This window comes from Devosia sp. Root685, from assembly GCF_001427875.1.
GTDB lineage: Bacteria > Pseudomonadota > Alphaproteobacteria > Rhizobiales > Devosiaceae > Devosia.
In genome coordinates, this window is the sequence record NZ_LMHK01000003.1 from 1 (window position 1) to 26123 (window position 26123).

Annotated in this window: 26 protein-coding genes; 13 read left to right on the forward strand and 13 right to left on the reverse strand. The window is 61.4% G+C overall.

Annotated features, from left to right (window positions below):
• Positions 1 to 164: 164 nt before the first annotated feature.
• The 3 genes from ASD83_RS15190 to ASD83_RS15200 form a co-directional block, all read right to left on the reverse strand.
• A complete protein-coding gene (locus ASD83_RS15190) occupies positions 165 to 1196 on the reverse strand; it encodes a hemolysin family protein (protein WP_156386003.1) in 1032 nt (343 codons plus the stop codon).
• A gap of 79 nt (positions 1197 to 1275) precedes the next feature.
• Positions 1276 to 1755 (reverse strand): rRNA maturation RNase YbeY, encoded by a 480-nt coding sequence (ybeY, locus tag ASD83_RS15195; protein ID WP_056312500.1) that lies wholly within the window; start codon positions 1753 to 1755, stop codon positions 1276 to 1278.
• An 11-nt stretch (positions 1756 to 1766) separates the two neighbouring features.
• A complete protein-coding gene (locus ASD83_RS15200) occupies positions 1767 to 2828 on the reverse strand; it encodes a PhoH family protein (protein WP_244489204.1) in 1062 nt (353 codons plus the stop codon).
• Between the two features lie 487 nt (positions 2829 to 3315).
• Between ASD83_RS15200 and ASD83_RS15205 the strand changes: the two genes are divergently transcribed.
• Positions 3316 to 3699: a GNAT family N-acetyltransferase gene (locus ASD83_RS15205; protein WP_056312504.1), complete on the forward strand. Its 384-nt coding sequence runs from the start codon at positions 3316 to 3318 to the stop codon at positions 3697 to 3699.
• A 129-nt stretch (positions 3700 to 3828) separates the two neighbouring features.
• Here the strand turns inward: ASD83_RS15205 and miaB are convergent, their stop codons facing one another.
• Positions 3829 to 5220, reverse strand: a complete 1392-nt coding sequence (gene miaB, locus ASD83_RS15210) for a tRNA (N6-isopentenyl adenosine(37)-C2)-methylthiotransferase MiaB (protein WP_056312506.1) — start codon at positions 5218 to 5220, stop codon at positions 3829 to 3831.
• Positions 5221 to 5317: 97 nt separating this feature from the next.
• Here miaB and ASD83_RS15215 point away from each other — a divergent pair, with 97 nt between their 5' ends.
• From ASD83_RS15215 to ASD83_RS15245, 7 genes are all read left to right on the forward strand, one after another.
• Positions 5318 to 5506 carry a hypothetical protein gene (locus tag ASD83_RS15215; protein ID WP_056312509.1) on the forward strand — a complete coding sequence of 63 codons (189 nt, stop codon included), beginning with the start codon at positions 5318 to 5320 and terminating at the stop codon, positions 5504 to 5506.
• Positions 5507 to 5553: 47 nt separating this feature from the next.
• Positions 5554 to 7284 carry a sensor histidine kinase gene (locus ASD83_RS15220; RefSeq protein ID WP_156386004.1) on the forward strand — a complete coding sequence of 577 codons (1731 nt, stop codon included), beginning with the start codon at positions 5554 to 5556 and terminating at the stop codon, positions 7282 to 7284.
• Between the two features lie 133 nt (positions 7285 to 7417).
• The gene (rpsO, locus tag ASD83_RS15225) at positions 7418 to 7687 is read left to right on the forward strand and encodes a 30S ribosomal protein S15 (RefSeq protein WP_056313277.1); all 270 of its coding nucleotides are present in this window, start codon (positions 7418 to 7420) and stop codon (positions 7685 to 7687) included.
• A 409-nt stretch (positions 7688 to 8096) separates the two neighbouring features.
• Positions 8097 to 10241 (forward strand): polyribonucleotide nucleotidyltransferase, encoded by a 2145-nt coding sequence (gene pnp / locus ASD83_RS15230; protein ID WP_056312513.1) that lies wholly within the window; start codon positions 8097 to 8099, stop codon positions 10239 to 10241.
• A 46-nt stretch (positions 10242 to 10287) separates the two neighbouring features.
• Complete coding sequence (locus ASD83_RS15235) at positions 10288 to 10875, forward strand: alpha/beta fold hydrolase (RefSeq protein WP_156386005.1); 588 nt, start codon at positions 10288 to 10290, stop codon at positions 10873 to 10875.
• Between the two features lie 157 nt (positions 10876 to 11032).
• On the forward strand, positions 11033 to 11683 hold the full coding sequence (locus ASD83_RS15240) for a L,D-transpeptidase (RefSeq protein ID WP_244489205.1): 651 nt from the start codon (positions 11033 to 11035) through the stop codon (positions 11681 to 11683).
• A 257-nt stretch (positions 11684 to 11940) separates the two neighbouring features.
• Entirely contained in the window at positions 11941 to 12699 is a 759-nt protein-coding gene (locus ASD83_RS15245) for a Stf0 family sulfotransferase (protein ID WP_056312519.1), read from the forward strand.
• Between the two features lie 14 nt (positions 12700 to 12713).
• Here the strand turns inward: ASD83_RS15245 and ASD83_RS15250 are convergent, their stop codons facing one another.
• The 6 genes from ASD83_RS15250 to ASD83_RS15275 all read right to left on the reverse strand — a co-directional run bounded on the left by ASD83_RS15250 (position 12714) and on the right by ASD83_RS15275 (position 20121).
• Positions 12714 to 13313 (reverse strand): HAD-IA family hydrolase, encoded by a 600-nt coding sequence (locus ASD83_RS15250; RefSeq protein ID WP_056312522.1) that lies wholly within the window; start codon positions 13311 to 13313, stop codon positions 12714 to 12716.
• Between the two features lie 211 nt (positions 13314 to 13524).
• The gene (gene infB, locus ASD83_RS15255) at positions 13525 to 16371 is read right to left on the reverse strand and encodes a translation initiation factor IF-2 (RefSeq protein WP_056312524.1); all 2847 of its coding nucleotides are present in this window, start codon (positions 16369 to 16371) and stop codon (positions 13525 to 13527) included.
• 5 nt (positions 16372 to 16376) lie between these two features.
• Entirely contained in the window at positions 16377 to 17066 is a 690-nt protein-coding gene (locus ASD83_RS15260) for an RNA-binding protein (RefSeq protein ID WP_056312525.1), read from the reverse strand.
• Between the two features lie 24 nt (positions 17067 to 17090).
• Positions 17091 to 18695, reverse strand: coding sequence for a transcription termination factor NusA (gene nusA / locus ASD83_RS15265; RefSeq protein ID WP_056312527.1), 1605 nt, complete (start codon positions 18693 to 18695; stop codon positions 17091 to 17093).
• Entirely contained in the window at positions 18696 to 19322 is a 627-nt protein-coding gene (gene rimP, locus ASD83_RS15270) for a ribosome maturation factor RimP (protein ID WP_056312529.1), read from the reverse strand.
• A 133-nt stretch (positions 19323 to 19455) separates the two neighbouring features.
• Positions 19456 to 20121 (reverse strand): flavodoxin reductase, encoded by a 666-nt coding sequence (locus ASD83_RS15275; RefSeq protein WP_056312531.1) that lies wholly within the window; start codon positions 20119 to 20121, stop codon positions 19456 to 19458.
• A gap of 238 nt (positions 20122 to 20359) precedes the next feature.
• Between ASD83_RS15275 and ASD83_RS15280 the strand changes: the two genes are divergently transcribed.
• Entirely contained in the window at positions 20360 to 20647 is a 288-nt protein-coding gene (locus ASD83_RS15280; protein WP_056312533.1) for a hypothetical protein, read from the forward strand.
• Positions 20648 to 20758: 111 nt separating this feature from the next.
• On the opposite strand, the gene ASD83_RS15285 is transcribed toward ASD83_RS15280, so the two are convergent.
• The 3 genes from ASD83_RS15285 to metK all read right to left on the reverse strand — a co-directional run bounded on the left by ASD83_RS15285 (position 20759) and on the right by metK (position 23274).
• Positions 20759 to 21127 (reverse strand): winged helix-turn-helix transcriptional regulator, encoded by a 369-nt coding sequence (locus ASD83_RS15285; RefSeq protein WP_056312535.1) that lies wholly within the window; start codon positions 21125 to 21127, stop codon positions 20759 to 20761.
• A gap of 108 nt (positions 21128 to 21235) precedes the next feature.
• The gene (trmB, locus tag ASD83_RS15290; protein ID WP_056312537.1) at positions 21236 to 21940 is read right to left on the reverse strand and encodes a tRNA (guanosine(46)-N7)-methyltransferase TrmB; all 705 of its coding nucleotides are present in this window, start codon (positions 21938 to 21940) and stop codon (positions 21236 to 21238) included.
• Positions 21941 to 22017: 77 nt separating this feature from the next.
• Positions 22018 to 23274 carry a methionine adenosyltransferase gene (metK, locus tag ASD83_RS15295; protein WP_056312539.1) on the reverse strand — a complete coding sequence of 419 codons (1257 nt, stop codon included), beginning with the start codon at positions 23272 to 23274 and terminating at the stop codon, positions 22018 to 22020.
• A gap of 206 nt (positions 23275 to 23480) precedes the next feature.
• Here metK and ASD83_RS15300 point away from each other — a divergent pair, with 206 nt between their 5' ends.
• From ASD83_RS15300 to lptB, 4 genes are read left to right on the forward strand one after another with little or no spacing between them, the layout of a single operon-like run.
• Complete coding sequence (locus tag ASD83_RS15300) at positions 23481 to 24095, forward strand: ribonuclease D (RefSeq protein ID WP_056313279.1); 615 nt, start codon at positions 23481 to 23483, stop codon at positions 24093 to 24095.
• A gap of 10 nt (positions 24096 to 24105) precedes the next feature.
• Positions 24106 to 24741, forward strand: a complete 636-nt coding sequence (locus ASD83_RS15305; protein ID WP_056312541.1) for a hypothetical protein — start codon at positions 24106 to 24108, stop codon at positions 24739 to 24741.
• A complete protein-coding gene (locus tag ASD83_RS15310) occupies positions 24738 to 25196 on the forward strand; it encodes an LptA/OstA family protein (RefSeq protein ID WP_056312542.1) in 459 nt (152 codons plus the stop codon). The genes ASD83_RS15305 and ASD83_RS15310 overlap by 4 nt, the downstream gene beginning before the upstream one ends.
• Positions 25193 to 25942, forward strand: a complete 750-nt coding sequence (gene lptB, locus ASD83_RS15315; protein ID WP_056312545.1) for an LPS export ABC transporter ATP-binding protein — start codon at positions 25193 to 25195, stop codon at positions 25940 to 25942. Before ASD83_RS15310 ends, lptB begins: the two co-directional genes overlap by 4 nt.
• Positions 25943 to 26123 lie beyond the last annotated feature (181 nt).

Here is a 26123-nt window from a genome sequence, read left to right on the forward strand (position 1 = left end):
GGCGACACATTGGCCATCTCGTACAGGCCATCGAGCCATCTGAGTGCGCAAATTATATCGCCAACGCCGGCTACAGAGCTACCTAAACGTGAAATGCTCTAGCTGTCATCCCGGCCTGCGCCGGGGTGACAACCGCGTTTGTGGTTGGGCCAGCGACAAGCGCCCTACTCCGCTGCAGCCTTCTGGTCTTCCGGCCGCTGATCGGTGATCGCCAGGATTTCTTCGCCGTCTCCGCGCTTGCGGCGAATGCGCAGGCGCTTGATGCGGCGGCCGTCGGCGGCGAGGACCTCGAACTCGAAACCGTCGAGCCCGCTGACTTTTTCGCCGCGGCGCGGCACGTGGCCGGCAAGGTCGAAGACCAGACCCCCGAGCGTCTCGACGTCTTCGGCATGCTCGCCGGGGTCGAAATCGGGGCCGACAACGGCACGGACTTCGTCCAATTCGGCGCGGGCATTGGCGATATAGGTGTCTTCACTCACCTTGCGCACCATGGCGCGGACGGCTTCGTCGTGCTCGTCCTCAATCTTGCCGACAATGGCCTCAAGCAAGTCCTCGATGGTCACGATGCCGTCGGTGCCGCCATATTCGTCGACAACGATGGCCATGTGGACGCGGGAAGCGCGCATGGACTGGAGGAGATCGCCGGCCGGCATGAAGGTCGGCACGAACATGGCCGTGCGGGTGATGCCAAGCTTGTTGATCTTTTGGCGCAGCGCCGCCGAGAGCAGTTTTACCGGGACATCCTTTTCAGGATCAGTCACCGGCTCGGTGATCTTGGCCATGGCATCCTTGATGTGGATGAAGCCGATGATCTTGTCGAGTTCGTCTTCGTAGACGGGCAGACGCGAATGGCCGACCTGGCGGAACTTGGCGAGCAGGGTTCCGAGATTGATATCGGCCTCGACGGCCTGGATATCGGAGCGCTCGACCATGATGTCGTCGATCGAGACCGCTGACAGCTTTAGCACGTTTTGCAGGATCGTGCGTTCGCTCTCGGTGAAATCCTGCGTTTCGGCCCCAGCGCTTTCGTCGAGTGCCACCTGCAGGTCATTGCGCAGGCTCACCGGGCGGAGCGTCAGTATGGATTTGAGCCTCGTAATCAGGCTCGGCCCTCGCGTCGGCTGAGCGAGGGCGGGACTAGAGGAAGGTTCGGGATTATCGGGCACCCGGTTGCCCTTGCGATCGGTATCGTTCATCAATCTCAGGCTGCTCAGGGCAGCGCGCTATCCTCATATTGGACAAATAAAGCAGCCAGGCCGGCCAACATTCGGCGGCCTAGTCGGCGTAGGGATCGGCAATGCCGAGCCCGGCCAGTATCTGGGTTTCAAGGCCCTCCATTTCGAGAGCCTCGTCCTCATCGAGGTGATCATAGCCCAAAATGTGCAAAAAGCCATGCACAACCAGATGGGTGAAGTGATCCTCAAGGCTCGTGCCCTGTTCTTCGGCCTCGCGAACAAGCGTTTCGCGGGCGAGCGTGATGTCGCCCAGGATGCCGATAACGGGATCGAAAGGCTCGATCTGCGGGAAGCTCAGGACATTGGTGGACGCGTCCTTGCCCCGGTATTGCGCATTAAGCTCGCGCTGCTCCGCATCGTCGGTGAGCAGCACCGAAATCTCGGCGGCGCCCTTTATCTTGGGTTTGGCGCCGGAAAGGGCGGCGAGCACAGCCTTTTCGGCGAGGGCGTCAAAATGGTCGGGCCAGTCATCCGCATTGCGGATGACTGCGATTTCAAGCGGCGGGGTGATCGGCGGCATAGGTGTCTGGTTCAGCTCCGGGGCGTAGCGCCGAGGGTCCGCGCCAGACCTTCCGTATCCCGGTCTTTCAAGGCCAGGCGCTTGGCGGTGTCGGCTTCATAGGCCCGCACGATCCGCCCGACAAGCGCGTGGCGCACCACGTCCTTGTCGTTGAAGCGGGAAATATGCACGCCTTCGACGCCATCGAGGAGATTCACTGCTTCCACGAGCCCTGATTTTTCCCCGCGCGGCAAATCGACCTGGGTCGGATCACCGGTGACGATCATCTTGGAATTCTCGCCGAGACGCGTCAGGAACATTTTCATCTGCATGGATGTCGTGTTCTGCGCTTCGTCGAGGATGACCACGGCATTGGCAAGGGTGCGGCCACGCATGAAGGCGAGCGGGGCAACCTCGATGATCCCCGAGGTGATGCAGCGCTCGACGTTTTCGGGCTTCATCATGTCATAAAGGGCATCGTAGAGCGGTCGCAGATAGGGATCGACCTTGTCCTTCATGTCGCCGGGCAGAAAGCCGAGGCGCTCGCCGGCTTCGACGGCGGGACGCGAGAGGATGATGCGGTTGATGTCGCCGCGTTCAAGCAGCGATGCCGCATGGGCCACGGCAAGATAGGTCTTGCCGGTACCGGCGGGGCCGACACCGAAAACCAGCTCGGCGCGGTCCATGGCGCGCATATAGGCGTCCTGGGCCGGGGTGCGGGCGGCAATGGTGGATTTTCGCGTGGCGATCTGCGCCATGCGGACCTTGCCCTTGCGCTCGAGCGTCGGCAGGGTCAGTTGGCTGTCCTCGGTTTCGACCATGCGAATGACGGCGTCGACATCGGCTATGTCGGCGGGTCGGCCTTCTTCAAGGCTAGCGTAAAGCGATTCCAGCACGCGACGCGCCTGATCGACCTTCGACGCAGAGCCTTTGAGCAACACATGATTGCCGCGCGGCGTGGCCGACACGGTGAGGCGCTGTTCGATAAGGGCGAGGTTCTGGTCGAAATCGCCATAAAGCTGGGCAGCCAGGCGATTGTCTTCAAAGGCGAGTTCGAGTTGCGATGCGAGGGCGTTGTCTGCGGTGGGTGGCAAGTGCCTGCTCAAACTTTCTCGGCTCCCGAAGGGGGGCGCCGCGGAGCGCGTCGCCCATGCATTAACGAGGCTAGGATGATTTGCGTTCGATGTCTGTAGCAATATTGTGACGCTCCACCCCGGCCGCAAGGGCGGCCAAATCGCTCCAGTGGAGCGATTTGAGGGGTGGAGGCCATAAGCGCTATGCGCGAATGGCCCGGCCCCTCGGAAAAACGCCTTTCCAAAAACCGCACGCAACACGAAAAACCGCCCGGCCTTTCGGCGTCGCGGGTACACGGGTAACGGGCGGCCATTGACTCGATCCGTATAATACATTGGGAGCCAAAGGCCGCCCGTCACGGATCCGGAGTTTGTGGCGGGTCCGGTTCAGGCGCTACCATTATCTCAGGCGCGGCTGCCGAATTCACCCTGGCGGAATGGGGAGATAATCGCATGAGATTTTGGGGGCGGGGATAAGTTGGATAGATTGGGTGAAAAGGGAGAGAATATGATCAGCATTGCCGTCGATCCGTTTCCATCTGACATGGCGTTGCGCCAGCTATGGCTGAAAGCTTGGGGCGATGCGGGACCGGCGCGTTGGAAACCCGTGCTGGAGCGGAGCCTCGCCCATATAGGGGCTTTTGAGGGCGAAAAACTGGTCGGCTTCGTCAATGTGGCCTGGGATGGGGGGATTCATGCCTTCATTCTCGACACCTGCGTCGACGAGGATTTCAGACATCAGGGCATTGCGACAAGGCTGGTGAAATCAGCACAAGAGGCTGCGCGAGAACGCGGCGCCAAGTGGCTCCATGTCGATTTTGAACCGCATTTGCTGGGATTTTATCGTGGCTGCGGGTTTCGACCGACAGAAGCGGGGTTGATTGCGCTTTAGGCCGCAGAGGGTGCGCGGAGGCCACTGCGCCGCGCCCTCGTGGTTCGAGGCTTTGCAAGGGCAAAGCACCTCACCATCAGGGCTACTTCAGGGGCTGCAAGGGCTGGTGGTGGTTCAGCGTGTGGACGCTTAAGCCGCAACCGCCTGGCGCAATTTTCCGACCAGCGAATTGGTTGAGGTGCCGATGATTTCGACCTCGTGGATGGAGCCGATGAGATCGGTGGACCCTTCGAGGTGCACGGCTTGGAGATAGGGCGAGCGGCCACCGACCTGGCCGGGCATGCGGCCGACGCGTTCGATGAGGATGGGCAGCGTACGGCCGACGCAGGAGGCGTGGAAATCGGTGGTCTGCTTGTTGACCAGCTCTTGCAGGCGCGCAAGGCGCTCGGCTTTCACTGCTTCTTCCACCTGATCGGTGAGATTGGCGCCCGGCGTGCCGGGGCGCGTGGAATATTTGAAGGAATAGGCCGAGGCATAGCCGACGTCGCGGATGATTTTGAGGGTGTCCTCGAAATCGGCATCGGTTTCGCCGGGAAAACCGACGATGAAATCGCCCGAGAGCGCCATATCGGGACGGGCGTCCTTGATGCGTTCGATAAGGCGGAGATATTCGGCCGCGGTATGCTTGCGGTTCATCGCCTTCAGGATGCGATCGGAACCGGACTGCACCGGTAGGTGCAGATAGGGCATGAGGAAAGCGAGATCGCGATGGGCCGCAATGAGCGCGTCGTCCATGTCGCGCGGATGGCTGGTCGTGTAGCGCAGCCGCTCAAGGCCGGGGATTTCCGCCAGAAGATAAGCCAGCTCACCAAGTCCGACGGCGCGGCCTGAAGAATCTTCGCCGTGGTAGGCGTTGACGTTCTGGCCGAGGAGGGTGATTTCCTTGACCCCGGCATCGGCAAGGCGGCGGGCTTCGTCGAGCACCTGCGCCACCGGGCGGCTGACTTCCGTGCCGCGCGTATAGGGTACGACGCAGAACGAGCAAAACTTGTCGCAGCCTTCCTGAACGGTGAGGAAGGCGGTGAGGCCGCGGCCGATGGTGACGTCTTTCTTGGCCGCCGGCAGGTGGGCGAATTTGTCTTCTTCGGGAAAATCCGTATCGACCACGGCGCGGCGGAGCGCGGGGTGCATGTGGCGGCTGGCTTCGGCTTTCGCCAGCATGTCCGGCAGGCGGTGATAGGCTTGCGGCCCAAAGACCATATCGACCATGGGGGCGCGGCGGGCGATTTCCTCGCCCTCGGCCTGCGCCACGCAACCGGCCACCCCGATCATCAGGTCGCCGCCGGTGGCGCGCTTTTCGGTTTGCAGTTCCTTGAGGCGCCCGAGCTCGGAAAAAACCTTCTCACTGGCCTTTTCGCGGATATGGCAGGTATTGAGCAGCACGAGATCGGCCTCGGCCATGTCCGTGGTTGGGGCATAACCATGCGGCGCCAGGGCGTCGGCCATGCGGTCGCTGTCATAGACGTTCATCTGACAGCCATAGGTTTTGATGAAGAGTTTCTTCGGCGCGATCTGGTTCATGACGGGCTATTTACCAGACGAGAAGGTGTGATGCTACCGCCTGCAACCGGGCTGGGGGTGAGCGTGTTGTGAGACTGGAGAGCCAAAGGATCTGGTCATGACCAAACCTCACAGGGATCAAGCCGCCGCCATGCAGGACGGGCGAAAGCCCGGGCCCAAGGATTCCCCGGTACAGGTGCGCAATGCGGGGGCCGAAGCACAGGCTGACAAGCCGAGAAAATGGGATAAGGTGGACGAGGCGGTGGACGAGAGTTTCCCCGCCAGCGACGCTAGCGCAAAATATTGACCAGCCCGCGCGGGCCCAATGTGCCAGCCGACGAGGACCAGGACGACATGGCAGCACAAGCCCACGACGGGGTATCCGGCCCCGGCCAGGCGAAGAGTCTGAAGCCGCAACGGCCACAACCCGTCGCACTTTATCTTTTTTCGCTGCTGCTGGTTATCCTGCTGCCTGCATTGGTTGTTGCGTTGGTGCTGCTCTACAGCACCAACGACGCGCAGGAAAAGGTCGTGGAATCCCTGACCAATGCCACGGTGCAGGCCATGGGTCAGTCGGTGGACCGCGAGATTTCCGGCATGATCACCAGCCTGCGCGTGCTGTCCTCGGACCAATCGCTGGAAGCGGGAGACTTCGAACAATTCCATCATCGCGCTACCATAGCCCTGGCTGGGACCGGCTCCTATCTCATCGGCGTCGATGAAGACGCCCATCAATTGCTCAATAGCCGGGTGGAATTTGGTACCCCCCTGGGCCAGTCATCCGACATGATCACCGCGGCTCGGGCGCTCGAGCGGGGGCGACCGACCGTTTCAAATCTGTTCTTTGGCCAGGTGGCGCAGACCTGGGTTTATAATGTCTGGCTGCCGCTCGCCGAGGATGCCGCGGTGCGGCTGCTCGCCCTGACCCAGAATGCGCGCGATCTCATCCCGGTGCTGCAATCGCGGGAATTGCCGGAAGGCTGGCACGCAGCGCTCGTGGATGGCAACAATACCGTCATCGCCTCGACCACCGGGGACGAATTCGCCATTGGCGACACCCTGCCCATGCGGCGCAATCTTGAAGATACGACGCCGGGCTGGACCGAAGAAATCCTTCACAACCAAACCGTGGTGACGGCGGAATGGCGCTCGGGCCTGACCGGCTGGCGCATCATTGCCTGGGCATCCGCGGCTCAGGTCAAGCGGCCGCTTGGCGAATCCATCCTGCAGCTGGCGGCGTGGGGCCTGGTCATAGCCGTCGTCGCCTCGCTGATCGCCTTCTTCATCGCCCAGCAATTGAGCCGCTCGGTGCGGGGCCTGCGGCTCGATGCGCAGCGCCTCGGGCGGGGCGAGGCGGTGTTCGAGCGGCATTATCCGGTGGCCGAAATCGATGAAGTTTCAAAGGCCCTGGTGCAGGCCTCGCGCCAGCGGCAGACGGCGGAGCGCGATGTACGCTTTTTGATGCGCGAACTGGCGCATCGCTCGAAAAACCAGATGGCGGTTATTTCCGCCATGGCCAAGCAAACCGCGCGCGGCGCCACCGACGTGCCGCGCTATGTCGAGGGGCTGGAGCGCCGCATCATGGGGCTGGCACGCTCGACCGACCTGCTGCTGGCCCATGGAAGGGCCGGCGTCTCGCTGCGCGAGCTGATCGATCTCCATATCGCCCCGTTCCGGCCGCAGGAAGTGGCGCGGGTGAGGATCGAGGGGGCCGATCTCCGGATCAATCCGCAGGGCGCGCAAATCCTCGGCATGGCCGTGCATGAACTGGCGGTCAATGCGACCCAATATGGCGCTTTTGCCGATGAAAAAGGCAGGTTGACCCTCTCCTGGAGCGAGGACGAGGACCAGCTTGCCATGCGTTGGCGCGAAACCCTGTCGGCGCCGCTCAAGGCCAGCGAAAGGGCGGGTTTCGGCACGACCGTCCTGCGCTCCATGGTGGGCGGAGCGCTCGGCGCCAAGGTCGAGCGGCACGAACATGCCGATGGGGTGGAATGGACCATCGATATCCCCATGACCGCGCTCGATCCCGCCTTTGCCGCGCTGCGGCCGGACGAGCAGATGCAAGAGCGCAGGAATCAATAAGTCTGGCTTTGTCTGGTGCTTTGCACTATAGGGACCGCCAGCGGGCTCACTTTGCCTCTGCTATAAACAGGCCCCACCTGGACGACATCCTGGCTGGGGCTCTTCATCCTCACATTTATAGAAGGATATGCCGATGTCGATTACCGCTGAGCGCAAGACTGCCCTCATCAAGGAATACGCCACCACTGCCAATGATACCGGCTCGCCGGAAGTGCAGGTTGCGATCCTTTCCGAGCGCATTGCCAATCTCACCGAGCACTTCAAGGGCCACAACAAGGACAACCACTCCCGTCGTGGTCTCCTCAAGCTGGTTTCGACGCGCCGTAGCCTCCTCGACTACCTCAAGAAGGTGGACGACGGCCGCTACAAGACGCTGATCGAAAAGCTTGGCCTGCGTCGCTAAGACGACAAAATTCCGGCGCGGGGGGTAACTTCCGCGCCGGTTGCCCTTTTGGGCACAAGAAAAGGGTTGCCTTAGTGCATGTCTCCCGAAAGTGGTTACCGGTTTCGGGACAAAGACATGCACAAGAACAAGGCGCTAAAGCGCAGAGAGCGATCCTAGAGATCGCGACGCGCTTTAGGCGACCCTCTAGGCCGGCAGCGCCGGAGCATGGCAGGATTATTGGCGCCTTCCGCTGTGGAGCCGCTTATTGTCTTGTCCATGTTCTGAACCTGCAAAGAGATAGAAACCGTACCTGATTTTGAGCCGGGGCGCACATGGGGTGCAGCGCCGGTGCGGGTACACCAAAGCGTTCGTGGGCCCTCGCCTAGCCCCGCGTTCCCGCGCTTTGGACAGAATGGAAAGACAAAACATGTCGATCAATTTTGACCACCACAAGGTCGAACTCAATTGGGGCGGCCAGCCGCTGACGCTCGAAACCGGCAAGATCGCCCGCCAGGCGGACGGTGCCGTGCTCGCGACGCTGGGTGAAACCGTTGTGCTCGCAACCGTCGTTTCGGCCAAGTCCGCCAAGCCCGGCCAGGACTTCTTCCCCCTGACCGTCAACTACCAGGAAAAGTATTTTGCCGCCGGCAAGATCCCGGGTGGCTATTTCAAGCGTGAAGGCCGTCCCTCCGAGAACGAAACGCTGGTTTCGCGCCTCATCGACCGCCCGATCCGCCCGCTCTTCCCCGATGGCTACAAGAACGAGACCCAGGTGGTCATCACCGTTCTCCAGCATGACATGGAAAACAATCCCGACGTGCTCTCGATGGTCGCGGCCTCTGCCGCGCTGACCATTTCGGGCGTGCCCTTCATGGGCCCGATCGGAGCGGCACGCGTCGCCTATATCGATGGCGCCTATGTGCTGAACCCATCGATCGATCGCCGTTCGGATTCTAAGCTCGATCTCGTCATGGCCGGCACCCAGGACGCCGTGCTCATGGTTGAATCGGAAGCTCAGGAGCTTTCCGAGGAAGTCATGCTCGGCGCCGTGATGTTCGGCCATGCCGAAAGCGCCAAAGTCATCCAGGCGATCATCAAGCTCGCCGAACTGGCCGCCAAGGAACCGCGCGATTTCACGGCTCCCGACTTCTCCGTTCTCGAAGCCGAAGTTCTGGCCATTGCAGAAGCCGATCTGCGCGCTGCCTACAAGATCACCGAAAAAGCCTCGCGCTACGCTGCGGTTGACGCTGCCAATGCCAAGGTCAAGGCGGCCTTCGCTGCCAAGATCGAAGCCGGCGAGCTGACCAAGGAAGTGCTGGGCGAAGTCGTCCACAATCTCCAGGCCAAAATCGTGCGCTGGAACATTTTGGACACCGGTAGCCGTATCGACGGCCGTGACCTCAAAACCGTGCGTCCGATCGTTTCGGAAGTCGGCGTTCTGCCGCGCACCCACGGCTCCGCCATCTTTACCCGTGGCGAAACCCAGGCGCTGGTTGTTGCGACCCTCGGCACTGCCGATGACGAGCAGTTCATCGATAGCCTCGAAGGCACCCGCAAGGAAAACTTCCTGCTGCACTACAACTTCCCTCCCTATTCGGTGGGTGAAGCTGGCCGCATGGGTTCGCCCGGGCGTCGCGAAATCGGTCATGGTAAGCTCGCATGGCGCGCCATCAACCCGATCCGCCCCTCGATGGAAGAATTCCCCTACACGATCCGTATCGTGTCCGAGATCACCGAATCCAACGGTTCCTCCTCGATGGCGACCGTTTGCGGTACCTCGCTGGCCCTGATGGATGCCGGCGTGCCGATGAAGCGTCCGGTGGCCGGTATCGCCATGGGTCTTATCCTTGAAGGCGAAAAGTTCGCCGTTCTCAGCGATATCCTTGGTGACGAAGATCACCTCGGCGACATGGATTTTAAGGTGGCCGGCACGGAAGAGGGTATCACCTCGCTCCAGATGGACATCAAGATCGCCGGCATCACCGAAGAGATCATGAAGATCGCTCTGGGCCAGGCCAAGGACGGCCGCGTTCATATCCTTGGTGAAATGAACAAGGCGCTCTCGACCTCGCGCGGCGAAGTGGGCGAATTCGCTCCCCGCATCGAAACGCTGAAGATCCCGACCGACAAGATCCGTGAAGTGATCGGCACCGGTGGCAAGGTCATCCGCGAAATCGTCGAAAAGACCGGCGCCAAGATCAATATCGAAGACGACGGCACGGTAAAGGTTTCGTCCTCGGACGGCACCCAGATCGAAGCGGCCATCAAGTGGATCCGCTCGATCACCGACGAAGCCGAAGTCGGCGCCATCTATCAGGGCACCGTCGTCAAGACCGCCGATTTCGGCGCTTTCGTGAACTTCTTCGGTGCCAAGGACGGTCTCGTCCACATTTCCCAGCTGGCCGAAGCCCGCGTTGCCAAGACCACCGACGTGGTCAAGGAAGGCGACAAGGTCTGGGTCAAGCTTTTGGGCTTTGACGAGCGCGGCAAGGTCCGCCTCTCGATGAAGGTGCTCGACCAGGCAACCGGCAAGGAACTGGTCAAGGAAGCCAAGGACGACGCCGCCGAATAAGGCGCGCTACGCAATCACGAAAAAGGCCCGGAGCAATCCGGGCCTTTTGCTTTTTGTCTCCATGGACCACTATGGCGGCATGGTCACGATCCTCTTCATCCATAGCGCGGGTCCGCAGGGGCCGGGAGAAGGCAGCAGCGCCCTGCTGACTGGATTGCGCGCCATCCTGCCGCCGCGGGTCGCGCTGGTTGCGCCCTTGATGCCAAAGCCGGACGCGCCGGAAGCAGAGCCATGGCTTATGGCACTCGACGCCGAGATGCGGGCAATCGAGGGCGACTTCGTCATGCTTGGCCATTCGCTCGGCGGCTCGGTGATCCTGCAAACGCTGGCGCGGTTCGGCGTGCCGGATCGTTTGCTCGGCGTCGTGACGCTGGCCGCGCCATTCTGGGGTGCTGGCGGCTGGGAGATGGAGGATTTTGCCCTGCCCCATGATGCGAGCACCAGGCTCCGAGCGCTTCCCCGTCTGGTGATCCTTCAGGGTGATGCGGATGAAGTGGTCGAAAAAAATCACCCAAACCTTTACCAGACACTGTTGCCGCAAGCGCTGGTGACCGTTCTGCCGGGCATCGATCATGAGGCGTCACTGGCGGCCCCAGCCGTGCTTGATGCCCTCAAATCCATCACACCGCTGTGAAACCTGTGGGATTTCAGCAACAGGGGCAAGTATGATCACATTGTGGCGAGGAACTGCCGCATTCGTGCCACGTTAAGCGGGAGAAGCGTTACTGCAAAGGAAGAAGGGCCGCTCCCCGGCCACTTGATTCTCCATTGCCTGTCCCGAGGTTCCAGTTTTGATTTCCCGCCGCCTTTTCCTTCTCGGTCTTTCAGCGACGACCCTGGCAGCCTGTTCGACCACGCGTCAGCCCGTGGTTCAGGAACCGGTCATCGATCCCTATTACCTGCGCATGTATGCCGCATCCACCACCGAGCCCTATCAGGTCGCGGCGATGGATTTGCGCCGCGTCGATCCGCAATGGTGGCGTCAGGAAGTGGCCTATTTCACCACTGAGCGACCCGGCACGATCGTTGTCGATACGCCAGCCCACTACCTCTATCTCGTGATGGAGAACGGCCGGGCCCTGCGTTACGGCATTGGCGTCGGTAAGGACGAAGCGCTGCTGTTCCGGGGCGATGCCACGATCGGCCGCAAGGCCGAATGGCCGCGCTGGACCCCGACGCGCTCAATGATCGCGCGTGAGCCCGATCGTTACGGCCCCTATGCCGGTGGCATGGAGCCGGGCCCGACCAATCCGCTCGGGCCGCGCGCGCTTTACCTCTATAAAAACGGCGCCGATACGCTTTTCCGTATCCATGGCACCACCGAACCCTATACGATCGGCACCAATGTTTCCTCGGGCTGCATTCGCCTGATGAACCAGGACATCATCGATCTCTATTCCCGCGTTCCCTCGGGCACGCGCGTGACTGTCATCAACGCCTAGTGGCGTTAATGTGATCAACGCCTGAGGCGCAATGTCGCCGCAACATTTCTGGAGGAACGTGTAAGCGAGAGTTGCAAGCTCTCATCACGACCTCCAAAAAATTGCCGGCTGCGGACCATACCGTAGTCACCCGCATCCGGCATCCAGGGCCCGTTCCGCAAGGAACGGGCTCTTCGTCTTTTGGGGTTGTGTGTCCGCAAGCGCCTTTTCGGCGTCGGCGCGATATGCATGATGGCGGCCGACTTTTAAGGACTGCCATGAGCGATAAACCTCACGCCTACATCATCTGCGGCACGCCGCGCTCGGGCAGCACGCTGATCTGCGAGATGCTGGCGGCAAGTGGTGTTGCCGGGCGGCCGAACTCGTATTTTCGGCCGCAGGACATTGCCTGGTGGGCCGAAAAGTGGGGCGTGTCGCTGGCCGAAGGGATCGAGACGGCCGGGTTCGACCGGGCCTATCTCGAAGCAATGCACCGGGAAGGGCGCGCCGGGACAGGAATTCTTGGTGTCCGCATCATGTATTCGAGCCTTGTCGAGGCCGCGCGACGCCTCAACCGCGCCGCGGGGCGCGCTGGCAATGTCGCAGAGGCGCTTCGAGCGGCTTTTGGGCCGGTGCTCTATATCCATCTCTCCCGGCGGGACAAACTGGGCCAGGCCGTGTCGCTGGCGCGGGCCGAGCAGACGGGGCTGTGGCACCTGCGTGCCGATGGCAGCGTGCTTGAAGGCGGCGAGACCCAGCCGGAGCCCGTTTATGACGGCGCGCGGATTGGCACCATTCTCGATGAACTTGAGCGGGATGATGCCGCTTGGGAGCGGTTTTTTGCCGAGCATGGGATTGAACCGCTGGGCCTGACCTATGAAGGCGTGACCGCCGGGCCCCAAAAGGCGCTGGGAGACATTTTTGCGGCGCTGGGCCTTGATCGGGCGATGGCTGAAACCCAACCGACGCCCACAGCCAAGATGGCCGACAGTCTCAGCGCCGAATGGGTGGCGCGGTTTGGGCGCGAGCGGGCGTAGCCCTGGGCGTTCAGTCAAGCAGTGTCAAGTGCGGGGAGCAGGGACATGCCGGCTTGCCAGTGGATGGCGGTCCAGCCCGCCTCACGGGCGGCGATGACATTGTGCTCGGTATCGTCGACCAGCGTGATCTGCCGGGGGGCCGTGCCGATGCTGCGGCTGATATGATCATAGAATTCGGGCGCGGGCTTTCTGTGACCAATATCAGCCGAATAGAAAATGCCATCGACATGTTTGCCAAGGCCCATGACGTCCATGAGATAGCTGGCGCGCATGTGTTCCTGATTGGTCGCCAGATAGACGCGGTGGCCTTTTGAGCGCAGGGCGGCCATCTCCGTGACCACGGTTTCTTCAAGCCGCGAGTCGTTTTCGAACCAGTAATCGACGAGGGTTTGGGCGGAGACGGTTGGCGCGATTACGGCGAGCACCTCTGCCAGTTCAGGCAGGAGCGGTTTCTGGCCGGTGACGATGGCGGGCCAGCGCGGCTTGAAAAACTCGCGCTGCAATGTGGCGAGCGGGATACCGAGATCGGCCTCAAGATCAGCGAAAAGATGCGCGCCGTCCTTGGGCCGGCCGGCAACGAGGACGCCGTCGACGTCCATCATGATTGTTTGCATAGGCTGCCTGCCCCTCTTTTTTCGAGCATAGAAGCAGGCGGGCGAATAGCACAAACAAAAAGGGCGAGGGCGTGCCTTGATGCCCGAGCCACGCCCTCGTGGTTCGAGGTTTGCTCTGCAAAACACCTCACCATGAGGGTTACTGGGGCAATTGCTGAAAGCAAAAAGGGCGCAACCGAGGTCGCGCCCTTTTGATAAGTGGCAGAGCGCTTTAGAGCGTGCGCTGAACCGTTTCCACGCGGAAACATTCGATGACGTCGTTGGCGCGGATGTCTTCGTAGTTTTCGAAGGCCATGCCGCATTCCTGGCCGGTCTGGACTTCCTTGACTTCATCCTTGAAGCGCTTGAGCGTCTTGAGTTTGCCTTCGTGGATGACGACGTTGTCGCGGAGGAGGCGCACGCCGGCGCCGCGTTCCACGATGCCTTCGGTGACCTGGCAACCGGCAACCTTGCCGACCTTGGTGATCTGGAAGACTTCGAGGATTTTTGCGTAGCCGATGAAGGTTTCGCGACGTTCGGGCTTCAGGAGGCCCGACATGGCCGACTTAACGTCATCCACGAGATCGTAGATGATGTTGTAGTAGCGGATTTCGATGCCGTCGCGGGTGGCGAGATCGTTGGCCTGCTTGTTGGCACGAACGTTGAAGCCGATGACGATGGCATTGGACGCCGCCGCGAGGGTCACGTCCGATTCGGTGATGCCTCCAACGCCGCTCATCAGGATCTGCGCCGACACTTCGTCGGTGGACAGCTTGTTGAGCGAAGCCACGATCGCTTCGACCGAACCCTGCACGTCCCCCTTGATGATCAGCGGGAATTTGCTGATGCCGGCCACCTTGAGCTGATTCATCATCTGCTCGAGGCTTGTTGCACCGCCGCCGGCCGTCTTTTCACGGATGGCGCGCTGACGATATTCGGTAACTTCGCGGGCACGGGCTTCGGTTTCGACCACCGAGAAGCGGTCGCCCGCGCTCGGCACGCCGGTAAAGCCCAGCACTTCCACCGGAATGGAAGGACCAGCCGATTTGACCTGCTCGCCCTTGTCGTTGATCAGGGCGCGTACACGGGCAAACTCGGTGCCGGCAACGAGAATGTCGCCGATGGCCAGAGTACCGCGCTGCACCAGAACCGTTGCCACGGCACCGCGACCACGATCGAGCTTGGCTTCGATGACAAGACCTTCGGCACGGCCATCACGAGCCACGCGCAGTTCGAGGACTTCGGCCTGCAAGAGGATGGTTTCCAAGAGCTTGTCGAGACCAGCCTGGGTTTTGGCCGAGACTTCGACGTCGAGCACGTCGCCGCCCATCGATTCGACGAACACTTCGTGCTGAAGCAGTTCGGTGCGCACGCGCTGGGGATTGGCTTCGGGCTTATCCATCTTGTTGATGGCCACGATGATCGGAACACCAGCCGCCTTGGCATGCTTGATGGATTCGATCGTCTGGGGCATGACGCCGTCATCGGCAGCGACGACCAGAACGGCGATATCGGTTGCCTGGGCACCGCGGGCACGCATGGCGGTGAACGCCTCGTGGCCCGGGGTATCAAGGAACGTGATCTTGTTGCCGTTCTTTTCGACCTGATAGGCGCCGATATGCTGGGTGATGCCACCGGCTTCGCCCGAAACCACATTGGCTTCGCGGATCGCGTCGAGGAGCGAGGTCTTGCCGTGGTCGACGTGGCCCATAATGGTCACAACAGGCGCACGATCGGTCAGATCCTCGGCCTTGTCGTCGGCGGGGATGTCATAGAGACCTTCTTCGACGTCCGCATCCGAAACGCGCTTGACCGTGTGGCCCAGTTCCGAGGCGATCAGTTCGGCCGTATCGGCGTCGATCACATCGTTGATGGTCGCCATGGTGCCCTGCGCCATCAGCATCTTGATGACGGTGACGGAGCGTTCGGCCATGCGGTTGGCCAGCTCGGCAACCGTAATGGCTTCCGGAATGACGACTTCACGGCTGAGTTTTGGCGCTTCCTGCTGGTTGCGGCCCATCTTCTTGTCGCGACGGCGGCGCATGGCGGCGAGGGACGGACCCTTGTCGCGATCGTTTTCCGTCGTGGCGCTGGAAACGGTCAGGCGGCCGCGGGCGGCACCATCATCGGACCGGCGCGTCGGACGCTCGGGCTGGGCGCGCGAGGCGCGGCGAGCGTTTTCAAGCTCGGCTTCGGTCGTCGGACGTTGCTGGGGCGCGCCGGTACGAACGCGACGGCCATCGGCCTCGCTCGGTGCGGCGGGCGGCACATTGCCGATCGGAGCCATGCCGGCGCCGACGGGACGGCGTTCGCCGGCCGGACGGGCGCTCGTACCTGCCGGACGCGTGCCGGTGGAACCGGCCGGGCGCGTATTGCCGGTGGGACGGGCATTGGGGTTGGGCCGCTCGCCATCAGGCCGCGTATTGGCCGGACGTTCGTTAGAGGGGCGTTCGCTGCGCTGCGGACGAGCCGACTGGCCGGGACGACCCGAAACGGTGCGCACGGCGCTGGGGCCGGGATTGCGCTGGCTTGCCGGAACGAAAGGCTGGCGCGGGTCGGGCTCGGCAGCCGGGGCAGCAGGCGCTGCGCTGGTCTGCTCGGGCGCGGCAGTTTCGGCCTGTTCTTCCGTGCGGCGGCTTTCGTCGGCCTGACGGCGTTCGTCTTCCTGGCGGGCCGCTTCTTCGCGCACCTGGCGACGGCGATTGTCGTCTTCGATGCGACGGGCCTCTTCGGCCGCAAAGCGCTCCTTGTCCTCGGCGGCGCGAGCGCCGGCAAGAGCAAGAGCCTTTTGGCGGGCTTCCGCTTCCGCAGCCGAGAGACCGAGCGGCGCGCGCTGGGTCTGCATGGGGCGGCCCTGACCGGGACGGCCCGAACCGCCTGGGCGGCCACCACCGGCCTGTGCGCCCGAGGGCACGCCGGCGGGCTTTGGAACTACGCGCGTCCGCTTCTCCACGACCACCGTCGCACGCGAGGGACCGCGCGACGTGCCGGCGCGATTGCCCAGAGCCGGACCCCCCTTGAGGGTCAGCGTCTTCTTGGCGCCAGAATCGTCAGAACGCTTGTCGTCGTTATCAGCCATACTTCCTATCGTCTTTCGTCCTGTTCCACGGACAAAAGCACACCGGTTACCGCAGGGCGGTCGGTGTCGTTATCCGTCGGATTGGCGTCGTAGCGGGCCAGTCGATTGGCCTTATCTAGCGCCGATTGGGCTGCCGCCCCTGTCATGAGGGCAGCATGTATCACATTTTCTAGTCCAAGTGCCAAACCCAATTGCGTACTTGAGAGCAATTCGAAATGTGGCACTTGTTTACCGGCTGCGCTGCCCTCGCGACGGGCGTGATTGAGGGCGCGCAGGGCCCCCAGCATCTTGTTCTTGCCATCGGCCGCGCCATCGGTCGCTGAAAGCAGGGCAATAAGCTGCCCGCCCTCGATGGCGCTTTTCACCTTCATACCACCGGAGGTGAACTGACCGGCCTTTCGCGCCATGGCGAGGGCCGACAAAAATCTCTGTTCGAGCCGGAGCCGCGTCAGGTCCGCCAGATCGGGCGGGACAGTGACGTTTTCTTTCAGGCTCTTGGCAAAGGCCTTCTTGCGAACAGCCTCGGACACAGCTTCATGACTGAGGCTGATCCAGACGCCCCGGCCCTCGGCTTTGGCATCGGTATCGGGCACGATAGTGCCATCGGGCCCGAGCACAAAACGGATCAGCTCCTCAACCGGCTTTTCAAGCCGGGTGAGAGCACAGGTCCTTATAGTTTCTTCGCGCCGGGCCACGACATCACCTCAAGAAGGCGGTCCTTAGACCGCCTCCTCCGCGGTTTCGTCGCCGATGTCGCCTTCTTCGGCAGCAACGTCGTTCGCCTCGATCCAGCCGGCGCGGATACGCGCCTGCATGATCATGTCTTCAGCCTCTTCACGGCTTACCGGGAAATCCTTGAACGTCCCTTCGAAACGCTTGGTTTCTCCATCCTTGCGTTCGCTCCAGCCGACGAGATCGTCAGCGGCGCAACCGGCAAAGTCTTCCACGGTCTTGATGTCTTCCTTGCCGAGCGCCACGAGCATCGCAGCGTTGAGGCCCGGGATTTCATAGAGCTCTTCATCGACGCCCAGCGCGATACGCTCATCGTCGAACTTGCGTTCGATTTCGGCGAGATATTCGGTCGCGCGGTTCTGGATTTCACCGGCGGTTTCTTCGTCAAAACCTTCGATGGAGGCGATTTCGTTGGGCTCGATATAGGCGAGCTCTTCGACCGAGGAGAAGCCTTCGGAAGCCAATAGCTGGGCAACCATCTCGTCAACGTCAAGGGCGTTCATGAACAAAGTCGAACGCTCGGTGAATTCCTTCTGGCGCCGTTCGCTTTCTTCCTGCTCGGTCAGGATGTCGATATCCCAGCCGATCAGCTGCGAAGCGAGGCGCACATTCTGGCCACGGCGGCCGATGGCGAGCGAGAGCTGTTCGTCGGGCACGACGACTTCGATGCGCTCGGCCTGTTCGTCGAGAACGACCTTAGCGACATCGGCCGGCTGGAGCGCCGAAACCACGAGATCAGCAATGGTGTCGGTCCAAGGAATGATGTCGATCTTTTCGCCCTGCAGTTCAGCAACCACCGCCTGCACGCGCGAACCGCGCATACCGACGCAAGCGCCGACGGGATCGATGGACGAGTCGTTCGAGGTAACAGCGATTTTTGCGCGCGAACCCGGATCGCGGGCGATCGAGCGGATGGTGATGACGCCATCGTAGATTTCAGGCACTTCCTGCATGAACAGTTTTGCCATGAACTGCGGATGGGTGCGCGACAGGAAAATCTGCGGACCGCGCTGCTCGCGGCGCACGTCATAGACATAGGCGCGGACGCGATCGCCATAGCGGAACATTTCGCGCGGGATCAATTCGTCGCGGCGGATGATGGCTTCGCCACGGCCGAGATCGACAATGACATTGCCATATTCGACGCGCTTGACGGTACCGTTGACGATTTCGCCGACGCGGTTGGTATATTCCTCGAACATGCGGTCACGCTCGGCATCGCGCACCTTCTGCACGATGACTTGCTTGGCCGACTGGGCGGCGATGCGGCCGAATTCCATCGGCGGCAGCGGCTCGGTGAGGAAATCGCCGATCTTGGCTTCTGGCGACTTGGTGCGCGCGAATTTCAGATCGACCTGGCGGCTCGGTTCTTCGACGGCATCGACGATTTCGAGCAGGCGCCACATGCGGGTTTCGCCCGTGCGCGGGTTGATCTCGACCTTGATCTCGGTCTCGGCGCCATAGCGGCCCTTGGCGGCCTTTTCCATGGCGTCCTGCATCGCCTCGATCACGACCATGCGGTCGATCGACTTTTCACGGGCGACGGCATCCGCGATCTGCAAAAGCTCAAGGCGATTCGCGCTAACGGCCATTTATTTGCTCTCCTCGGAGAAAGTATCGTCGTTATCGGCATCGGCATATTCGACCGTTTCGGTCTCATCGTCGTCGATCGGATGCAATTCCTGATCGGCGCGCGCCATATCCATCAATTTATCGGTCATTACGAGCTTGGCATCGGCAATGGTGACGAAGCTGAGCTTGTGGTCGGGATTGGTGCCGCCGGGCGCGTCAGGCAGGCGGATCGTTACGCCCTCTTCGTCCACGGCAAGGATGTCGCCGCGAAAACGCTTGCGGCCATTGATCATGTCGAGCAGTTCGACCTTGGCCTCGTGGCCGACAAAGCGTTCGAAATCGCGTTTGCGCACCAGCGGGCGGTCGATGCCGGCGGACGAGACTTCCAGGTGATATTCCCGCTCGATCGGATCTTCGACATCGAGAACCGGCGAGAGATCCTTGGACAGAGCCTCGCAATCATTGATGTTGAAGCGGCCATTTTCGTCCTCGGCCATGATCTGCAGGGTGCAGCCATTTTCCGGGGTGATCTTGACCCGCACGAGCGCGTAGCCAAGACCATTGGCGACCGGCTCGACGATGCGGGAAACGCGGGCTTCGAGGCCGGTTTCCTTGATATAGCGTTTCTCGGTGAGATCGAAAGCCATTGGGTCCCAGATAAGCAAAAAGAGCGGGGCCGGTCAGGGCACCACTCTCTGTATGAGAGCAACGATGTTGGCTCCGTATAACCCCGCTTCCGGCAAAAGGCAAGGTCGGCTTGGGGACGTCGGAGGGGCCGCTTTATTTCTCCCAGGTGACATTGGCGACGGTGGCGCCAAGGTCTCCGAGGAAGCCGCGCAGGTCTTTGACCATCGCGTCGGGACCGCAGAGGTAAAAATTCTGGCTGAAATCGGGGATATGGCGCTTGAGGAAATCGGCGTCGATGCGCTCCTGCACCAGCTTTGATTTTGCATCATTCGTGACGGTCCAGAGCGTTTCGAGGCCGTTCATGGCTTCGAATTCGTCGCGAAGGATGATGTCTTTCTCGGTCTGGTTCGAGACGATCAGCCTGTTGCCGGCGATTTTGCCCGTGGCATTGAGGTGGCGCAGGATGGCGATAAAGGGCGTGACGCCGGCGCCGCCGGCAATGAAGGTGCCGGGGCCGCGATATTGGATCGTGCCCCAGACATCGCGGAGGATCAGCCTGTCGCCTGCGCCCAAGGACCAAAGCTCGTTGGTGACCCCGGTATGGTCAAAATAGCTCTTGATGGTGAATTCGAGATTTTCCGCTTGGGGCAGGCAGGTAAAGGTGAAGGGGCGCGTCTTGTCCTGCCAGCCGATCCGGTCAATGCTGACCTCGGTCGCCTGGCCGGGCGAGAAAGTGTAGCCCTTGGGCCGCTCGACCCGGTAGTGCCTGACATTGTGGGTGACGGGCACCGTGTCGAGAATTTTGACGCTGATTTGCATGGCTCACTCCTCGGTTCCAAAGCACAATTCCGCGGCCCGCCGGGCGGTTCCCGGGCCCGGCACGCCAAGGAAACCAGGTTCCCTCAAGAGAACCGGGTTTCTTTCCAACCACCTGATTTCCCTATGAAACCCTCGGCATGATGAACCCGCTTTCAAGAGCAAAATTGTTGTTTTTGTCCCTTGGAGGCCAATTCACGAGGCCCATCTTTGGGGTGTTCAAACGAAAGGAACACTCGAAATGATCAAGAACAGCATTCTCGCCCTGACCACCGCCGCTCTCGTTGCCGGCATTGCCATGCCCGCCTTTGCCGCATCGGCAGCGCCCGACCAGAACGACAACGACAAGAGCTATCTCACCGGCGAAGTCGCCAATGACTATACGCTGCTCCGCCTCAAGGAAAAGGGCATCAATGCCACCTCCGTCGAGGACTGGAACGGTCTCGTCCGCGCTTTCGTGATCAAGGAAGACGGCACTCAGGCCATGCAGCTCTTCGACGCCGACTCTCTGGCTCCCGTCGGTATCTAACCGCCTGCTCGTCGCGCCTTCGACACGGAAAAGTGCAAGCCACTTTTCCCGAAGGCGCTGTGAGCGTGACACTCCTGGCGCTGCCGGCCTCCGGCGGCGCCCGAAGCCTGGTTAACGCAGGCTGATATTGTTCGAGAGATCGAAATTTTGCCGTGCGGCCACGACGGCGTCGCGATTGCGCGTGACGAAGGCCCGGCAGGCATCGACGAGATCGAGCAGGTCCGTGCCCAATTCGGTCAGCGCATAATCGACGCGCGGCGGGATCGTGGCAAAGGCGGTGCGGGAAATAAAGCCGTCGCGCTCCAGTTCGCGCAGGGTGGAGGCCAGCGTTTTCTGGGAAATTCCGTCCATGGCGCGGCGCAGCTCATTGAACCGCCGCGTGCCCGTGCTCAATTCGGCGACGACGACCAGCGTCCATTTCCCCGTCCTCATCGCCAGAAAACTATTGTCCTCATGCGAGAAGGAAAGCGTGGTGGACATTTGGAAAACTCCGGAAGGTCGGCGTCAAGCCGATATGGGGAGCGATTGGCAAAGGTCCAGAGCGCGGGTGAGCGAACTTGTCGTTCGCCGTCACGAAACGGTTAAGGTTCAGCGGCGCTCGAAGGTAAAATAAAAGCTGATCATCCGCCCTTCGCGCCGCGCCTTCTGTTCGTAGCGGGTCGGCTGCCAGCCCGGATAGGGTGTGTGCCAGCTGGCCGGCGCCTCCGGGGCAAAAGAAAATTGCGGCTCGCGCACGATATGGGCGAGGGTCCAATCGGCATAGTCCTCGATATCGCTGGCAAAATGGAAGGTGCCACCCGGTTTGATGACGCGGGCCAGTTCCTTCAGCGTTGTCGGCGAGACGAAGCGGCGCTTGTGGTGGCGCGTTTTGGGCCAGGGATCGGGATAGAGCAGATAAATCGCGTCAATGCTGGCATCGGGCAGTGTGACGAGGAGTTTGAGCGCATCATCGGTGAAGAGCCTGACATTGGCCAGCTTTTTGGCAATGGCGGCCTGCACCATCTTGCCGATGCCGCCGGTAAAAACCTCGCAACCGATAAAGCCGGTCTCGGGCTCCTCCTCGGCCTTGCGCGCCAGATGCTCGCCGCCGCCATAGCCGATCTCGATGACGAGGCGCTTTGCGTCCGGAAACAGCGTCTGGGGGTCGAGGTGATCGTTCAGCGCGATTTCAAGCTCGGGCAGGGCGTTTTCGACCATGGCCTGTTGCCCGCCATGCAGCTTCTTGCCGGACCGGCGGCCAAAAAAGGCGCGGGGTTCGCCGTCACGGGTTTTGGGGAGCTGATGGTCGGTCATGGCACGCAAAATTTCAAAAACGAAAGCCTCTCCCCCGCATCGCGGAAAAGAGGCCTTTGGTCAATCGATAGAATGGATCAGGCGACGGCGGCCTTGAGGGCCTTGACCAGATCGATCTTCTCCCACGAAAAACTGCCATCGCGGCCCGGCTTGCGGCCAAAGTGGCCATAGGCGGAGGTTTTGGCATAAATCGGCTTGTTGAGGTCGAGATGGGTGCGGATGCCGCGTGGCGTCAGGTCCATCACCTCGGCCAGGGCCTTTTCAAGCTTCGCCTCATCGACCTTGCCGGTACCGTGGAGGTCGACATAGATCGAGAGCGGCTTTGCGACGCCGATGGCGTAGGACAGCTGGATCGTGGCGCGATCGGCAAGGCCGGCGGCAACGACGTTCTTTGCAAGGTAACGCGCGGCGTAAGCGGCCGAACGGTCGACCTTGGTGGGGTCCTTGCCGGAGAATGCGCCGCCACCATGGGGCGCCGCACCACCATAAGTGTCGACAATGATCTTGCGGCCGGTGAGGCCCGCGTCGCCATCGGGGCCGCCGACGACGAACTTGCCGGTCGGATTGACGTGCCAGACGGTTTCGTCGCTGATCCAGCCTTCCGGCAGCGCTTCGCGAATATAGGGTTCCACGATTTTCCGGACGTCCGAGGAGGTCAGGCTTTCATCCAGGTGCTGGGTCGAGAGTACGATCTGGGTGACGGCAACGGGCTTGCCCTCTTCATAGCGCACCGTGACCTGGCTCTTGGCATCGGGGCCAAGCTTGCCGGCGGGACCATGATTGGCCTTGCGGGCCTCGGTCAGGGTCTCGAGAATTTTGTGCGCATAGTAAATCGGGGCGGGCAGCAGTTCGGGGGTTTCGCGCGACGCGTAGCCGAACATGATGCCCTGATCGCCGGCGCCGACATCCTTGTTGCCGCTTTCATCGACGCCCTGCGCGATATCGGCCGACTGGCCGTGCAGCAGCACGTCGATCTTGGCGGTCTTCCAGTGGAAACCGGACTGTTCGTAGCCGATGGCGCGGATGGCCTTGCGGGCGGCCGACTTGAATTTTGATGGGCTGACGATCGGGGCGCCGGACTTATCCTTGAGAACGTTGCCGTCCTTGTCTTTCTTGAGCAGCGTTTCGGGGACGCGCACTTCGCCGGCAATGACGACGCGGTTGGTGGTGGCAAGGGTTTCGCAGGCAATGCGGACCTGGCTGGCATCCATGCCGACCTTCTTGGCTTCGCGGAAGACCAGATCGACGATTTCGTCCGAAATCCGGTCGCAAACCTTGTCCGGGTGACCCTCGGAGACCGACTCAGAGGTGAAGTGGTAAGACGAACGGGCCACGTAAATGCTCCGATAATGCAGAAAATGCCCGAAAATGGGCTAAACTGACCGTTTTGTGACACCCTGCGCCCGCCGGGTCAAGGGAGATATAAAGAAAGCTTGATATGATCGGGCCGCAAAGATGAGCATTTCTTGCCTTGGCGGAGGTGCCTTTCCATCGCCGTCTTGCTGTGCCAATGAAAGCAAAAGGGAAGAATGGAAAAACCATGGCCATCAGAGTGCATCGCGGCGATCTGCCCAACCTCTCCAACTACGGCCGTGAGGTGGCGATCGACACTGAAACCATGGGGCTTCACCCCCATCGCGACCGGCTTTGCGTGGTGCAGCTTTCCCCTGGCGACGGCAGCGCCGATGTCATCCAGATCCCGCAGGATCTGACGGACGCGCCCAATCTCGTGAAACTTCTGACCGATCCCGGCGTCACCAAGATCTTCCACTATGCGCGTTTTGACGTCGCCGTGCTGCAGCAGCGCTTTGGGGTCGTGACCGGGCCGATCTACTGCACCAAGATCGCCTCGCGCCTCGTGCGCACCTATACCGATCGCCATGGCCTCAAGGAACTGGCGCGCGAATTGCTCAATGTCGATCTCTCCAAGCAACAGCAGAGCTCGGACTGGGGCAATGAGAAGCTGAGCGACGCCCAGCTCGACTATGCCGCATCCGACGTGCTTTATCTCCACGACCTCAAGCGCCATCTCGATCGCATGCTCAAGCGCGAAAACCGCATGGAACTGGCGCAATCGTGCTTTGATTTCGTCAAAACCCGTTGCGCCCTCGATCTCCTGGGTTGGGAAGAGACGGATATTTTCGCCCATAGCTGAGGAACAGCCCTTGGCCTTTGCCGATCAGCCCGGCCGGTCTCGCCAATATAGACGCCTCCTGCGCCGCAATCGCGTAGTGGGGGTGTTGCGCTTTGCCGTGCCCGCAGCGGGGCTGGTGCTGTTCCTAGCCCTGATCATTCAGATCACCATTTCGAGCTTTGGTGGGCGTTATGGCATCGGCAAGATCGAGGTGACCCCCGACCGGATCAGGGTCGAAACGCCCGAATATGCCGGCACGCTGAGCGATGGTTCAACCTATCGCGTCTGGGCCGAGGAGGCGGCGGCGGCCATCGCCAATACCGATCTCATTACCATGACCAATGTGCGGGTGATGCTCGAACGCGCCGATGGCGTGCGGCGCGAAGCCTCGGCCGAGGACGCCGTGCTCGATACGGTCACCCAGCAGGTGCGCGTCGCGCATCGCACCGAAATCAGCGAATCGAGCGGCATTTCGGGTCACATCAATGATTCCATTTTCGATTGGGCGAGCCAGACCCTGACCGCCAGGGGCCCGGTGACCATCAATTATTCGGACGGCTCCACCGTGCGCGCCGAGGGCCTGGTGCACGAGGCCGATCGTAATCGCTGGACTTTTACCAAGGCCATCGTCACGCTGCCCGAAACCCCCGGGGAAGAGCAGGAATGAATTTCGCGCGCTTTGCTTTGATCGCTGTTTTCGCGACTGTTCTCGCAGCGCCGGCATTGGCACAGACCGCCGTGCAAATCTCCGCCGATACCTTCACCATCGAGGAGGGTACCAAAGAGGCAGTATTCGTCGGCAATGTCGTGATCAAGCATCCGACGGTCAATGTCTGGGCCGAAAAGGTCATCGCCACCTATGGCGAGGGCGGCACCAGCGACATCAAGAGTTTCGAGGCGACCGGCAATGTAAAGCTCGAAACCGACGAGCAGACGGCAACCGGGGATCGCGCCGTATTCACGCCGGCCGATCAATTGCTGCGCCTGACCGGGAATGTGAAGGTCAGCAATGCGGCCGGGAACGTCAATGCCGAGGAACTGGTGGTTAATCTGGCGACCAATGTCTCGACCTTCAGTGCCGGCCAGGGCGGACGCGTAACCGGCGTCTTCACCACCCAATGAATGAGAAAACGCGCATAGACCAATCGGGCTGGCTCGTCGCCCAGGGCCTGGCCAAAAGTTTTGGCAAGCGCACCGTCGTGCGCGACGTATCCCTGGCTGTGAAGCGGGGCGAGGCGGTCGGCCTTCTCGGGCCCAATGGGGCCGGCAAGACCACTGTTTTTACCATGATCATGGGGCTGGTGCGGCCCGATGCCGGAAAAATCCAGCTCGATGGCAATGACATAACAAAACTGCCCCTGTTCCAGCGCGGCCAGCTCGGCATCGGCTATCTGCCGCAGGAACCTTCGATTTTTCGCGGCATGAGCGTCGAAGGCAATATTCTAGCGATTTTGGAAAACACCGTGCGCGGCCGGGCCGAGCGCAAACGGCGGTTAAAACAATTATTGGACGAGTTTTCCATCGCCCATCTCGCCAAGGCCAATGCGCTCTCGCTTTCGGGCGGCGAGCGGCGGCGCGTCGAGATTGCGCGGGCGCTGGCGGCCGAGCCGATCTTCATGCTGCTCGACGAGCCTTTTGCCGGCGTCGATCCCATTGCGGTGGCCGAAGTGAAGGGCCTCGTGCGGCAATTGACCCAGCGCGGCATTGGCGTGCTTATCACCGACCACGCCGTGCGCGAGACGCTCGGGCTCGTCGATCGCGCCTATGTCATCCATGGCGGTTCGGTGATGATCCAGGGCAAGCCCGAAACCATTTCGGCCAGCCCCGAAGCGCGGCGCGTCTACCTCGGCGAGAGCTTCGAACTTTAGGACCAGCCGCCCTTCAGCTGATGCTGGCCTGCAAATGGCAGTTTTCTGCGCTTCCGGTGCTCACGTACCCAAACGTACGCTGCGCTCCGGTTCTCGAAAACCGCCATTTTCGTCTCAGCCTGAGCTGAATGGCGACCGGTCCTTGTACGCAACTGGCACGGAACTTGCCCTGGCGCTTGCC